This window comes from Crenobacter cavernae (genome assembly GCF_003355495.1).
GTDB lineage: Bacteria > Pseudomonadota > Gammaproteobacteria > Burkholderiales > Chromobacteriaceae > Crenobacter > Crenobacter cavernae.
The window spans coordinates 1,410,257-1,423,898 of record NZ_CP031337.1 but is presented as its reverse complement, the minus strand read 5'-3'; the positions used below and the strand labels follow the sequence as shown (position 1 = coordinate 1,423,898).

General features: G+C 67.9%; 11 protein-coding genes. 6 read left to right on the top strand and 5 right to left on the bottom strand.

What is annotated here, in order from left to right; translation table 11 throughout:
• Window positions 1-52: 52 nt before the first annotated feature.
• Both DWG20_RS06905 and DWG20_RS06900 read right to left on the bottom strand, forming a co-directional pair.
• A complete protein-coding gene (locus DWG20_RS06905; protein WP_115433119.1) occupies window positions 53-253 on the bottom strand; it encodes a SlyX family protein in 201 nt (66 codons plus the stop codon).
• A 70-nt stretch (window positions 254-323) separates the two neighbouring features.
• Entirely contained in the window at window positions 324-1,085 is a 762-nt protein-coding gene (locus tag DWG20_RS06900) for a class I SAM-dependent methyltransferase (RefSeq protein WP_115433118.1), read from the bottom strand.
• 131 nt (window positions 1,086-1,216) lie between these two features.
• Here DWG20_RS06900 and DWG20_RS06895 point away from each other — a divergent pair, with 131 nt between their 5' ends.
• A complete protein-coding gene (locus DWG20_RS06895; RefSeq protein ID WP_115433117.1) occupies window positions 1,217-3,499 on the top strand; it encodes a DNA internalization-related competence protein ComEC/Rec2 in 2,283 nt (760 codons plus the stop codon).
• Window positions 3,500-3,618: 119 nt separating this feature from the next.
• Here the strand turns inward: DWG20_RS06895 and DWG20_RS06890 are convergent, their stop codons facing one another.
• The 3 genes from DWG20_RS06890 to DWG20_RS06880 are packed head-to-tail and all read right to left on the bottom strand — an operon-like array spanning window position 3,619 to window position 9,396.
• On the bottom strand, window positions 3,619-5,046 hold the full coding sequence (locus DWG20_RS06890) for an efflux transporter outer membrane subunit (protein ID WP_115433116.1): 1,428 nt from the start codon (window positions 5,044-5,046) through the stop codon (window positions 3,619-3,621).
• Entirely contained in the window at window positions 5,039-8,185 is a 3,147-nt protein-coding gene (locus DWG20_RS06885) for an efflux RND transporter permease subunit (protein ID WP_115433115.1), read from the bottom strand. Before DWG20_RS06885 ends, DWG20_RS06890 begins: the two co-directional genes overlap by 8 nt.
• A gap of 17 nt (window positions 8,186-8,202) precedes the next feature.
• Window positions 8,203-9,396 carry an efflux RND transporter periplasmic adaptor subunit gene (locus DWG20_RS06880; protein ID WP_245944792.1) on the bottom strand — a complete coding sequence of 398 codons (1,194 nt, stop codon included), beginning with the start codon at window positions 9,394-9,396 and terminating at the stop codon, window positions 8,203-8,205.
• Window positions 9,397-9,605: 209 nt separating this feature from the next.
• Between DWG20_RS06880 and DWG20_RS06875 the strand changes: the two genes are divergently transcribed.
• From DWG20_RS06875 to murA, 5 genes are read left to right on the top strand one after another with little or no spacing between them, the layout of a single operon-like run.
• The gene (locus tag DWG20_RS06875; RefSeq protein ID WP_115433114.1) at window positions 9,606-10,268 is read left to right on the top strand and encodes a TetR family transcriptional regulator; all 663 of its coding nucleotides are present in this window, start codon (window positions 9,606-9,608) and stop codon (window positions 10,266-10,268) included.
• A 29-nt stretch (window positions 10,269-10,297) separates the two neighbouring features.
• Entirely contained in the window at window positions 10,298-11,203 is a 906-nt protein-coding gene (locus DWG20_RS06870; RefSeq protein WP_115433113.1) for an ABC transporter ATP-binding protein, read from the top strand.
• On the top strand, window positions 11,200-11,964 hold the full coding sequence (locus DWG20_RS06865; RefSeq protein ID WP_115433112.1) for an ABC transporter permease: 765 nt from the start codon (window positions 11,200-11,202) through the stop codon (window positions 11,962-11,964). Before DWG20_RS06870 ends, DWG20_RS06865 begins: the two co-directional genes overlap by 4 nt.
• Window positions 11,965-11,999: 35 nt before the next feature.
• Window positions 12,000-12,242: a BolA family protein gene (locus DWG20_RS06860; protein ID WP_115433111.1), complete on the top strand. Its 243-nt coding sequence runs from the start codon at window positions 12,000-12,002 to the stop codon at window positions 12,240-12,242.
• 7 nt (window positions 12,243-12,249) lie between these two features.
• Window positions 12,250-13,500, top strand: coding sequence for a UDP-N-acetylglucosamine 1-carboxyvinyltransferase (murA, locus tag DWG20_RS06855; protein WP_115433110.1), 1,251 nt, complete (start codon window positions 12,250-12,252; stop codon window positions 13,498-13,500).
• The last annotated feature ends 142 nt before the right edge of the window (window positions 13,501-13,642 follow it).

The following is a 13,642-nucleotide window of genomic DNA, read 5'->3' as shown; positions in this document are numbered from 1 at the left end:
CGCAGCCGCAAGAAACAGCTCGGCCAACCTTCGAAGGGTTGGCCGAGCTGTTTCAGTAATGCGGCGGGATCTCGTGCTGCGTCGCGCCGGGCGAGCCCGGTTCCTGGTTCTGCAGCATCTGGTACAAGAGCCGCATCTGTTCCTGCAGCAGCGACAGCTCCTGCTGCTGGCGCGCGACCGTCTGGTTGAGCGCGTCGAGCAGTTCGTCCTGAAAGGCGAGCCTGACCTCGAGCTCGTCGATGCGCGATTCCATGTTCCGACTCCGTGAAAACGATGCGCGGATTCTACGCTGCCGCGCCGGCTACGGCACCGTCGCCGTACGCTCAGGCCGGCTTCTTCGGCGCGTAAAGGTCGAATCGCGTGCTCTTGCCCGGCAATTCGCCGGTGCGCAACACGCCCGAAAGCGGCGCGCCCAGACGCGGGCGCTTCACCACGACGCGCTTCTTCGCGACCGCTATAGCGGCGGTCAGCAGCTTGTCGGCGTCGAGGTCGTCGCCGATCACGCTCTGGAACGCCTTCATGTCCTTCTTCGCGGCGGCGCTCTTGCCGGTGTCGGGGAACATCGGGTCGAGGTACACGACGTCCGGACGGTCGGCCTCGGCCAACGTCGCCAGCCACACGGCGGCGTCGGCGTGCACCAGCGTCATGCGCGCGGCGATCGGTGCGGTGGCAGCGTCCGAATACGCTCGCAGCAGCGCGTCGTCGACCAGCGCGGCGGCGACCGGCGAGCGCTCGATCAGCGTCACCGTGCAGCCGAGGCTCGCCAGCACGAAGGCGTCGCGGCCGAGGCCGGCGGTCGCGTCGACCACGGTAGGCATAGCCCCGCCCTTGAGCCCGACCGCCTTGGCGACCGGCTGGCCGCGCCCGCCGCCGAACTCGCGCCGGTGGCGCGCCGCGCCTTCTACGAAGTCGGCGACCACCGCGCCGTGCCCCTCGGCGGCGGCCAGCTCGAGCCGCGTGGCGGACAAGGCCAGCCAGTAGCCGGTATCGGGCGGCGTCGCGACGAGTTCGAGGCCGTAGCGGCGGGCGAGCTCGGCGGCGCGCTCAAGGGTTTCGGGTAGCGGGGCGTACAGGGGAAAGGGCATCGGGCACTCCATCGTTCAGCCGGCACGATACGGGATGCGTCGGGGCCGGGCAACGGCCGGCAGCGTCGCGACGAGGGGGGAGCGACCCGGCACGGCTGGCAGAGTTCCATGCCATATACATAAAATGACTGATGCGCATCCTGCCCTCTCACCTCGCGGCGCTGATCGCCGGCCTGGTCGCCGTCGCCTTTCTTCAAGCGCTGCCCAACTGGCAACTCGTGCTGACGCTCGCCGTCGGCGCGGGCACCGTGGCGATGGCGTGGCCGCGCCGGCGCGCTCTTTTGATCGGCGCCGCAGCGCTCTTTATCGGCGTCGCGTGGGCGGGTTTCCGCGCCGAACAAAGGTTGGCCGAGCGCCTGCCGGCGTCGCTCGAAGGCGTGCCGGTCACGGTAGAAGGCACGGTGCGCGGCTTCGCACAACCGCGTGAATGGGGCAGCCGCCTGGTGCTCGACGTCGACGAAAGCGACGCGCCGTTGCCGCAGCGGCTGATGCTGTCCGATTTCCGGGAACAGGACTGGCCTCCCGGCAGCCGCTGGCGGCTCAAGGTACGGCTGAAGGCCGCGCACGGCACGCTGAACGGCGCCGGCTTCGACGCCGAGGCGTGGCTGTGGTCGGAGGGCCTGCTCGCGACCGGATCGGTCGCCAAGGGCCGGCAGCGGCTGGCCGACGCCGGCGATTTTCTGGCGCGCGTCGACAAGGCGCGCGACGCGCTGTGGCAGCGGATCCGCACGACGCTCGGCGACACGCCGGCCGCCGCGTTGATCGGCGCGCTGACCGTCGGCCAGCAGCAGGCGATCGCTCCTGAACAATGGCGGCAGTTTTCCGCGACCGGCCTCACCCACCTCGTCTCCATCTCCGGCCTGCACATCACGCTCCTGGCGGCGCTCGTCGGCGCGATCGCCTACCGCCTCGCCTGCGTCCGGCCCAGCCCGCGCCGCCCGCCGCGCATCGTCGCGGCGGTGGCGGGCCTCGTCGCCGCGACGATTTACGCGCTGCTCGCCGGCTGGTCGGTGCCGACGCAGCGCAGCCTCTACATGCTCGCCGTGTTCGCGCTCGCGCTTCTCACGCGGCGCCACGTGTCGGCGCTGTCGGCGTGGCTTTTGGCGCTCGCGGCGGTGCTCGTGATCGACCCGTTTTCGGCGCTCGCGCCGGGACTGTGGCTGTCTTTCGGCCTCGTCGGCGTATTGTTCGCGCGCGGCGCCGGTCGGCGCGCGCCACTGCCGCGCGTCAAGGGCTTCGCAGACGCGCAGGGGGCGGCGACGCTGGCGTCGATCGCGCCGCTGGCGGTCTTCTTCGGTACGCTGCCGTGGGTGTCTCCGCTCGCCAACGCGGTCGCGATTCCGCTGGTTTCCGCATTGCTGACGCCGTTGGCGCTCGCCGCCCTCGCGCTGCCGTTCGGCTGGCCGCTGGAAATAGCAGGAGGGTTGGCCGAGCTTTTTCTGGCCGGCGTCGCAGCCATCGCCAGGCTGCCGACGCTGTCGCTCGCGGCGACGCCATGGCCGCTGTGGCTGCTCGCGCTCGCCGGCACGCTGTGGGTCTTGGCGCCGCGCGCGGTGCCGGGACGGCTGTTCGGCCTCGCCTGCCTCGCGCCGCTCTTGCTGTACCGCCCTGCCCCGCCGGCAGAAGGCGCTTTTCGCGCGCGGCTGATCGACGTCGGCCAGGGCCTGTCGCTGTTGATCGAAACGCACCGCCACACGCTGCTCTACGACACCGGGCCGGGCGACGCCGAACGCGGCCTGCTGCCGGCCTTGTCCGGCCAAGGCGTCTATAAGCTGGACGCGCTGGTGCTGTCTCACCACGACGCCGACCACGACGGCGCGGCCGCGTCGCTGCTGGCGCGCGTGTCCGCAGACCGGCTGTACGCCGGCCAGCCCGAAACCTTGGCCGGGCTCCCGTTGCCCGCACGGTACTGCCGCGACGGCGTCGCATGGGACTGGGACGGCGTGCGTTTTGCCTTTCTCACGCAGCCGACGCCCGACTCCGCCGAAGACAACGCGAAGAGCTGCGTGCTGCGCGTCTCGGCCGGATCGGCGAGCCTGCTCGTCGCCGGCGACCTGCCGGCCGCGGGCGAGGCTGCGCTGGCAGACCGTTACGGCGGCGCGCTCAAAAGCACGGTACTGATCGCGCCGCACCACGGCAGCAAGACCTCGACGAGCGCCGCCTTTCTCGACGCGGTCGCGCCGCGCTGGGCGTGGATCGGCGCCGGCTATCGCAACCGCTACCGCCACCCGCATCCTACGGTGCTGGCAAGGTTGGCCGAGCACGGAATACGGGTCGCGCGCAGCGACCGCGACGGCGGTATCGAATGGAACAGCGGGCAGCCCGACACGCTCGTCTGCGAAGCGAATCGGCAGAAACACTACTGGCGCCTTACGCGCGAGGGCTCGGCCGACCTTGAGGCCGCGCGCCCCTGAAGAAGGCCATGCCGCTCGCTCAAACAGGACAGGCTTTTCTGGCTAACACCTTCTTGAATGAGCAGCCTAAAAAAAAGGCCGCTCCGAAGAGCGGCCTTTTTGACCCAGCCAGCGAACGGTCAACCCGCCCGGGCGGTATCGCCCTGCCAGCCGCCGCCGAGCGACTTGTACAGCGACAGCACCGCGCGCAGCCGCGTCAGCCGCGCATCGACCAGCGCCAGCTCGGCCTGGAAGGCGCCGCGCTCGGCGTCGAGCACCTCGAGGTAGTTCGAGTAGCCGTTGTCGTAGCGCAGCCGCGCCAGGCGCAGCGTTTCGCGCAGCGCGCGCGCCTGCTGTTCCTGCGCGGCCTCGGCGCTCTGGCTGGTGCCCTGCGCCTGCAAGGCGTCGAGCGTCTCGCTGAACGCGGCCTGCACCGACTTCTGGTAGCCGGCGAGCGCCTGGCGCTGGCGCGCGCTCGCCGCGTCGACGCGGGCGGCGGTCGCGCCGAAGTCGAAGATCGGCATCGCCAGGTTGGCGACGAAGGCCCAGGTGCGCGTAGGCCCGGTGAACAGGCTCGCGAGCGCGAGGCTCTCCGAGCCGGTCGCCGCGGTCAGCTTGATCGACGGGAAGTAGGCGGCGCGCGCCTGGCCGATGCGCGCGTTGGCGGCAATCAGCTGCGCCTCGGCGGCGGCGAGGTCGGGACGGCGCTCGAGCAGTTCGGACGGCAGGCCGGACGGCACCGCCGGCGCGATCGCCTGTGCCTCGAGGGGCTTGCCGCGTGCAGGCGCGCTCATCAGCGCGCGCGGGCTCTTGCCGACCAGCACCGACAGCGCGCGCTCGGTCTGGCCGACCGCCTGCTCAAGCGTCGGCACTGCGGCGCGCGACGCGGCCGACTCGGCCTCGGCCTGGCGCACGTCGAGCGCCGAGATCACGCCGCCCTTGAAGCGGCGGTTCTGCAGCTTCAGCGTTTCGTCGCGGGTCTTCAGCGTGTCGCGCGCGATCGACAGCTGGGCGTCGAAGGCGCGCAGCTGGAAGTAGGTGTCGGCCACCTGCGACGCGATCGACAGCCGCGCCGCCGCCTGGCTGTAGCGGCTGGCGGCGAAGTCGGCGCGCGCCGCCTCATTGCCGCGGCGCAGGCCGCCCCACAGGTCGGCCTCCCACGACAGGACCGCGTTGACGCTGCGCACGTCGCCGACCAGCGGCACGCCCGGCGACGTCGTCTCGGCCGACTTGCGGGCACGGGTGTAGCCGGCGTTGGCGTCCAGCCGCGGCAACAGCGCGGCGCGCGCCTGGCCGGACAGCGCGGCCGACTCGTCGACGCGGGCGGCGGCGGCGGCGAGGTCCTGGTTGTGCGCCATCGCCTCGTCGATCAGCCGCGACAGTTCGGCATCGCCGAAGCGGTCCCACCAGCGCGCGTCGAGCGCGGCGGTCTCGGCGGCGCTCGGACCGATCGCCGGGGCGCTGGCCCAGCTGTCGGGCAGCTCGAGGGCCGGACGCTGGTAGTCCGGGCCGACCGCGCAGGCGGTCAGCGCGACCGCCACCGCGACCGGCAGCAAGCGTTTAATCATGTTGCACTCCTTCTTCGGCGGCGCGGGCCGGCGCCTTCAGGCGCTCGCTGCCCGACCACTTCATGATCAACAGGAAGAACAGCGGGATCAGGAAGGTGGCGATGAAGGTCGCCGCCAGCATGCCGCCTATCACCCCGGTGCCGATCGAATGACGACTCGCCGCGCCGGCGCCGGTGGAAATCGCCAGCGGCACGCAGCCAAACACGAAGGCGAGCGAGGTCATCACGATCGGACGGAAACGCAGCTTGGCCGCCTCGACCGCCGCGTCGGCGAGCGCGAGCCCCTCCTCCATCTTCAGCACCGCGAATTCGACGATCAGGATTGCGTTCTTGGCCGCCAGGCCGATCAGCGTCACCAGCGCGACCTGGAAGTAGACGTCGTTGGCGAGCCCCCTGAGCCAGTTGGCCGCGAGCGCGCCGAACACCGCGAACGGCACCGCCATCAGCACCGCGACCGGCAGCGTCCAGCGCTCGTACTGCGCGGCGAGGATCAGGAACACCATGATCATGCCGAAAACGAACACGATCGCCGAAGAACCCGAGGTCGACTGCTCCTGGAAGGCCGAGCCGCTCCACGCGAGACCGTAGTCGTCGGGCAGCACGTCCTTGGCCACGGCCTCCATCGCGGCGAGCGCCTCGCCCGAGCTGTAGCCCGGCGCCGGTCCGCCGACGAGCTTGGCCGCCGGGAACACGTTGAAGCGCTCGAGCGTTTCCGGGCCGGTGCTCTGGGTGATCGTCACCAGCGAAGACAGCGGGATCATCTCGCCGTTCTGCGAACGCACGTAGATGAAGCGGATGTCGTCGGCCTTGGCGCGGAAGTCGCCGTCGGCCTGAATCTGGACGCGGAAGATGCGACCGAACTTGTTGAAGTCGTTCACGTACAGCGCGCCGAAGGTGCCCTGCAGCGTGTCGAACACATCGTTCACCGGCACGCCGAGCGCCTTCGCCTTCTCCCTGTCGAGCGCGACGAAGAGCTGCGGCACGTTGGGGCTGAAGGTGGTCTGCACGCCGGCCAATTCCGGACGCTTGGCCGCCGCGGCGACGAGCTTCTGCGTCATCTCGCCGAGCGCGTGCACGTCGCCGCCGCCGCGGCTCTGCAGGTAGCCCTCGAAGCCGCCGGTGTTCGACATCCCCGAGATCGGCGGCGGATTGAACGCGAGCACGATCGCGTCCTTGATGCGCGCGCCCATGCCGAACACCTGGCCGGCGATAGCCTGCGCGCTCTCGTCGGCCGACGTGCGCTCGTCCCAGGGCTTCAGGATGACGAAGGTCGCGCCGGCGTTGGTCTTGTTCGCGCCCGAAAGGATGTCGAAGCCGGCGAAGCTCATCACGTCCTGGACCGCCTTGTTCTTGAGCAACATCGCGTCGAGCTGGTCCATCGCGGCCTCGGTGCGCTTGATCGACGAAGCGTCGGGCAGGATGGTCGCGCTGACGATATAGCCCTGGTCCTCGTCGGGAGCGAGGCTGGACGGGATCATCCTGAACAGCCCGACGCACACGACGATCAGCCCGGCGAACAAGAGGCCGCCGAGCGCGGCGCGCTTGATGAAGAAGCGCACGCCGTCCGTGTAGCGGCCGGTCGCCCAGTCGAAGAAGGCGTTGAACTTGTCGAACAGGTGGTGCTGATGCTGGTGGCCGGGCTTGAGGATCAGCGCGCACAGCGCCGGCGTCAGCGTCAGCGCGACGAGGCCCGAGATGCTGACCGACACCGCGATCGTGATCGCGAACTGCTTGTACATCTGGCCGGCGATCCCGCCGAGGAAGGCGACCGGGATGAACACCGAGCACAGCACGAGCACGATCGCGACCACCGGCCCGCTCACCTCCTGCATCGCCTGCATCGTCGCGTCGAACGGCGACTTGCCCTCCTTCATCATGATCCGCTCGACGTTCTCGAGCACGACGATGGCGTCGTCGACGACGATACCGATAGACAGCACCATGCCGAACAGCGTCAGCGTGTTGATCGAGAAGCCGAGCAGATACATGCCGGCGAAGGTGCCGACGATGGACACCGGCACGGCGAGCGACGGGATCAGCGTCGCGCGCCAGTTCTGCAGGAACAGGTAGACGACGAGGAACACCAGTGCCATCGCCTCGGCCAGCGTCTTGATCACCTCCTTGATCGATACCTCGACGAAGCGCGTCGTGTTGTACGGGATGTCGTACGACAGCCCCTGCGGGAAGCTCTTAGACAGCCGCGCCATCGTGTCCTCGACCGCCTTCGCGGTGTCGAGCTGGTTGGCGCCCGGCGCGAGATAGATACCGATCGGGATGGTCGGCCGGCCGTTATGCTTGCCGTTGAAGGTGTAGCTGAGCGCGCCCAGTTCGACGCGCGCGACGTCCTTCACGCGCACGGTCGAGCCGTCCGGGTTCGAGCGCACGATGATGTTCTCGAACTCCTCGGGATCGGTCATCCTTCCCTTGGTCGTCACCGTGTAGGTGAACTCCTGCGTCTGGCTGAGCGGTTCGGCGCCGAGCTTGCCCGCGGCAAACTGCGAGTTCTGCTCGCGGATCGCGCCGGCGACGTCGCCCGGAGTGAGTTTCAATTGCGCGAGCTTGTCCGGACGCAGCCAGACGCGCATCGAATAGTCCTGGCCGGCGAAGTTGACCACCTCGCCGACGCCCGGCGTGCGCGCCAGCTCGTCGATCACGTTGAGCGTCGCGTAGTTGCTGATGAACAGCGTGTCGTAGCTCTTGTCGGGTGAGTACAGCGAGATCACCTGCAGGAAAGACGTCGAACGCTTCTTGACCGTCACGCCCTGGCGGCGCACCTCCTCGGGCAGCTTGGCGAGCGCGGACTGCACGCGGTTGTTGACGTTGATCGTCGCCTGGTCGGCGTCGGTGCCGACCTTGAAGGTGACCGACAGCGTCAGCGTGCCGTTGCTCGAACTCGACGACTGGATGTACAGCATGTCGTCGACGCCGTTGATCGCCTGCTCGAGCGGCGCGGCGACGGTGTCGGCGATCACCTCGGCCGACGCGCCCGGATAGTTGGCGGTGACCGAGACGTTCGGCGGGACGATCTGCGGGTACTGTTCGATCGGCAGCGCGCGGATGGCCGCGAGGCCGGCGAGCATGATGACGATCGACAACACCGAAGCGAAGATCGGCCGCCTGATGAAGAAAGCGGAAAACATGGGGGCTCCTTCGCGGCTTAGCCGTTGGCCTTGGCCGGCGCGCTCGCCTCGGCCGCTTCGGGTTTAAGCGCTTCCGGTTTCACTGGGGCACCCGGGCGCAGCTTGATGATGTTGTCGATCACGACCCTCTCACCGGGCTTGAGCCCGGTCTCGACCAGCACCTGGTCGCCCACTTCGGCGCCGAGCGTGACCGGTCGCGGCGCGACGGTGTTCTTCGCGTCTACCACCCAGACCATCTTGCCCTGCTGCGAGGTCAGCACCGCGCGCTGCGGGATCAGGATGGCGTTGACGCGTTTGGCGCCGTTCAGGAACACGCGCACGAACTGGCCGGGCAGGAGCTCGCCGTCCGGGTTCGCGAACTCGGCGCGCGCACGGATGGTGCCGGTCGACGGGTCGATCAGGTTGTCGGTGAAGTTGAGGCGGCCCGACTTGGCGTAGCTCGAACCGTCGGACAGCTTGACCGACACCTCGAAGCGCCTGTCCTCGGGAAGCTTCAACTTGCCGGACTGCTCGTCACGGCGGAATGCCAGCAGATCGTTGTCCGAGAACGAGAAGTTGACGTACATCGGGTCGATCTGCGAGATCTTGGTCAGCGAACCGTCGCCGGTGCTCACCAGGCTGCCCTCGGAACGCACTTCCTTGCTGGTCATGCCCGAGATCGGCGCGGTGACGCGGGTGTAGCCGAGGTTGATCTGCGCTTCCTTGACGCGGGCCTGCGCGGCGGCGACCGAAGCCTGCGCCGACTGGTAGGCGGCCGCCGCATCGTCGCGGTCCTTCTGGCTGACCGCGTTTTCCTTGAACAGCGGCAGGATGCGGTCGTAATCCTGGCGGGTGCGCGCCCGCTGCGCCTCCTCGACCTTGAGCGCGCCCTGTGCCTGATCGAGCGCGGCCTGGAACTGTGCCGGGTCGATCTGGAACAACAGATCCCCCTGCTTGACCGACTTGCCCTCGGTGTAAGCCCGCTTCAACAGGATGCCGCCGACGCGCGCGCGCACCTCCACCTCACGCGAGCCGGCCGTCTGGCCGACAAACTCGAACGGCACCGGCACGTCTTTGGCCACGGTGCTCACCACGCCGACCGGCATCGGCGGCGGGTTGCCCTTGCCGATTGCATCGCCTCCCTTGCCGCAGGCAGCAAGAGCCAGGCCGACAGCCACGACAGCGGCCAGCCGGCCACCCGATTTCACTAACTTGAACGCTTCGCCTTGCACGACCCGCTCTCCTAATTTACTTGATTGGAATACTTCATTTGACTACAAATGCGACGCGAGTCCCATACGGCTCGTCATAAATCACCGCGCCATTTTACATACATTCACGAACGTATGTAAAATTGACTAAAGATGTGTGAAGCGGACAACACAAGCTCGACCCGGCTCGCTACACTTCGCCCCCGTTTGCCAGATCATTCGAGACCGCCATGGCTCGCCGCACCCGAGAAGAAGCCGAACAGACCCGCAGCCTGCTCTTGGACACCGCCGAAGCGGTGTTCTGGGAAAAAGGCGTCAGCCGCACCTCGCTCGCCGACATCGCGCACGCCGCCGGCCTCACGCGCGGCGCGATCTACTGGCACTTCCAGAACAAGGCCGACCTGTTCAACGCCATGTGCGAACGGATCGAGGCGCCGTTCTTCGCGCTGTTCGACGCGCTCGAGGCCGAAGCCGCCGTCGACCCGGCGCGCGCGCTGTGGCGGCACAGCCGGCGCGTGCTCGAAACCATCTCGGGCGACGCGCAGATCTCGCGCGTGATCGGCATCGTCAACCTCAAGTGCGAATTCGTCGACGAGCTGGACGCGATCGAGGTCGAGAACGTGCGCTGGATGGAGCGCTGCCATGGCCATCTGACGCGCGCTTTCGAGGCTGCAGAGCGCGCCGGCCAACTCTCCGCCGGCGTCGAGCCCTGCCGCGCCGCGGCCGGCCTGCAGGCCTTCATCAAGGGCATCGTGCTGATCTGGCTGGTCACGCCGCACAACCTGCCCTTGCCCGGCTGCGGCATCGCCTGTCTAAGCCCTTATTTTCAAGGGGTTTTCCAGGATGCCTGCTGGCTAGCCGAAGATGACGGCGACGCCGACAGCGCGCTATAATTGCCGCTTTTTCCCGCCTCCCCTTTCCGATGACCTCTGCCATCGACATCGTCGGCGTTTCCAAGCACTACGGCCCGCTGACCGCGCTCGACGACGTGAGCTTCTCGGTCATGCCCGGCGAGTTCTTCGCGCTCTTGGGGCCGAACGGCGCCGGCAAGACCACGCTGATCTCGGCCATGGCCGGCCTGTCGCGCCAGGATTCGGGCGCTATCCGCATCATGGGCCACGATACGGTGCGCGACTTCCGTGACGCGCGGATGACGCTCGGCGTCGTGCCGCAGGAACTGGTGTTCGACCCTTTCTTCACCGTCCGCGAGACGCTGATCTTCCAGTCCGGCTACTTCGGCCTCAAGAACAACGGCGCCTGGGTCGACGAATTGCTGTTCAAGCTCGGTCTGACCGAGAAGGCCAACGCGAACATGCGCGCGCTGTCGGGCGGCATGAAACGCCGCGTGATGGTCGCGCAGGCCTTGGTGCACCGTCCGCCGGTTATCGTGCTCGACGAGCCGACCGCCGGCGTCGACGTCGAACTGCGCCAGAGCCTGTGGGACTTCATCCAGGAACTGAACCGCGCCGGCCACACCATCGTGCTGACGACGCACTACCTGGAAGAAGCCGAGACGCTGTGCAACCGCATCGCGATGCTCAAGCGCGGCCGCCTCATCGCACTCGAACCGAAGGAAAAGCTGCTGTCGCAAAGCGGCGCGCGCGAGATCGCGTTGAAGCTGTCCGGTCCGTTGCCCACGGCACTCGAATCGCTGAAGACACGCGAGGAAGACGGCCGCCAGATCCTGAGGTTGGCCGAGCTCTCGACGCTCGAAGGCGTGCTCGCCACGGTCCGCGAGGCGGGTCTCGAGATCCGCGAACTGGCTATCGTCGAGGTCGACCTCGAACAGGTGTTCGTCGCCATGATGCGCGGAGGGCGGATGGCATGATCAACACCACCGGTTTTTACACGCTGTTCAAGAAGGAGCTGTTGCGCTTCTGGAAGGTCGCGTTCCAGACCGTCGCCGCGCCGGTGCTGACCGCGCTGCTCTACCAGCTGATCTTCTCGCACGTGCTCTCTAACCACGTCGAGGCCTACCCGGGCGTCAGCTACGCGGCCTTCCTGATTCCGGGCCTGGCGATGATGTCGATGGCGCAGAACGCGTTCGCCAACGGCTCGTCGAGCCTGATCCAGTCGAAGGTGACCGGCAATATCGTGTTCATCCTGTTGCCGCCGTTGACCGGCTTCGAATTCACCGCCGCCTATCTGCTCGCCGCGGTCTGCCGCGGCTTGCTCGTCGGCGCCGGCGTGCTCGTCGTCACCGCGGCGTTTGGGCTACCGTGGCCCGCGCACCCGCTGTGGGCCTTCGCCTTCGGCGCGCTCGGCTGCGGCGTGCTCGGCGCGCTCGGCATCATCGCCGGCATCTGGGCCGAGAAGTTCGACCAGCTGGCGGCGTTCCAGAACTTCATCATCATGCCGCTGACCTTTTTGTCGGGCGTGTTCTACTCGATCTCCAGCCTGCCGCCGCTGTGGCGCGCGGTATCGCACGTGAACCCTGTTTTTTACATGATCGACGGTTTCCGCTTCGGCTTCTTCGGCCAGGCCGACGTCAGCCCGTGGCTGTCGTTCGCCGTGGTCGGCGTCAGCTTCCTCGTCCTGTCGGGCATCGCCTTGCGCCTGATCGACCGCGGCTACAAACTCAGACACTAAGAAAAAATCTTCCACTTTTCCCCTAGGACCCTCCCATGGTGACCCCCGAACTCGTCAAGCAATACATCGAGGCTGGCCTCGTCTGTACCTATCTGACCGTCGACGGCGACGGCGCGCATTTCGACGCGGTGATCGTCAGCCCCTTGTTCTCGGGCAAGCGCCTGATCGAGCGCCACCGCCTCGTCAACCAGGCGCTGTCCGGCCGCCTCGGCGATGAAATCCACGCGCTGTCGATGAAAACCCTGAGCCCGGAAGAATGGGCCGAGCAGCAAGGCTGACCCCAACATGGACAAACTGCTGATCCGCGGCAGCGGCCCGCTCAACGGCGAGATCCGCGTCTCCGGCGCGAAGAACGCCGCGCTGCCCATCCTGTGCGCGGCGCTGTTGACCGCCGACACGATGCGCTTCACCAACGTACCGATGCTGCGCGACGTGTCGACGACGCAGAAGCTGGTCGCCGGCATGGGCGCGGCCGTGTCGTGCGACGGCGTGAGCGTGGTCGAGATCAACGCCGGCGGCATCGACAACCTCGTCGCGCCGTATGAGCTGGTCAAGACGATGCGCGCGTCGATCCTGGTGCTGGGTCCGACGCTCGCACGCTTCGGCGAGGCGACCGTGTCCCTGCCCGGCGGCTGCGCGATCGGCAGCCGTCCGGTCGACATCCACATCAAGGGCCTGGTCGCGATGGGCGCCGAGGTCGAGATCGAGCACGGCTACGTGAAGGCGCGCGGCAAGTTGCGCGGCGCGCGCGTGGTGATGGAAATGGTGTCGGTCGGCGCGACCGAGAACCTGTTGATGGCGGCAACCTTGGCCGAGGGCACGACCGTGCTCGAGAACGCCGCGCGCGAGCCCGAGGTGACCGACCTCGCGCATTGCCTCGTCAAGATGGGCGCAAAGATTTCCGGCATCGGCAGCGACCGCCTGGTGATCGAAGGCGTGGAAAGACTGCACGGCTGCGAGCACGCGATCATGCCCGACCGCATCGAGGCCGGCACCTTCCTCGTCGCCGCCGCCGCGACGCAGGGCCACGTCGTGCTGCGCAACGCCGATTCGAAGAGCATGGACGCCATCCTCGACAAGCTGGCCGAGGCCGGTGCCGTCGTCGAGGCCGGCGACACCTGGATCTCGCTCGACATGAAACGCCGCGCCAAGGCCGTCAACCTGCGCACGCTGCCCTACCCGGCCTTCCCGACCGACATGCAGGCGCAGTTCATGACGCTGAACGCGATCGCCGAAGGCACCGGCGTCGTCACCGAGACCATCTTCGAGAATCGCTTCATGCACGTGCCCGAGCTGAACCGCATGGGCGCGCGCATCGAGGTCGAAGGCAACACCGCGATCTGCCACGGCGTCGCACGACTGTCGGGCGCCAGCGTGATGGCGACCGACCTCAGGGCGTCGGCCAGCTTGGTGATCGCCGGCCTGGTCGCCGACGGCGACACCATCGTCGACCGCATCTACCACCTCGACCGCGGCTACGAGCACATCGAGAAGAAGCTCGGCGCGGTCGGCGCGCATATCGAACGCATCGGCTGACCCTGCTGCATGGCAACAAAGAAACGGCCCGTCACGGGCCGTTTTGCTTTTTCATGCCGCATGCTTGCCGGATGGGCGACGTAGTGTTAAATAAAATTGACACTTTGTCGTGTCGGATGCCGCGAGCACCGACCCGGACCCG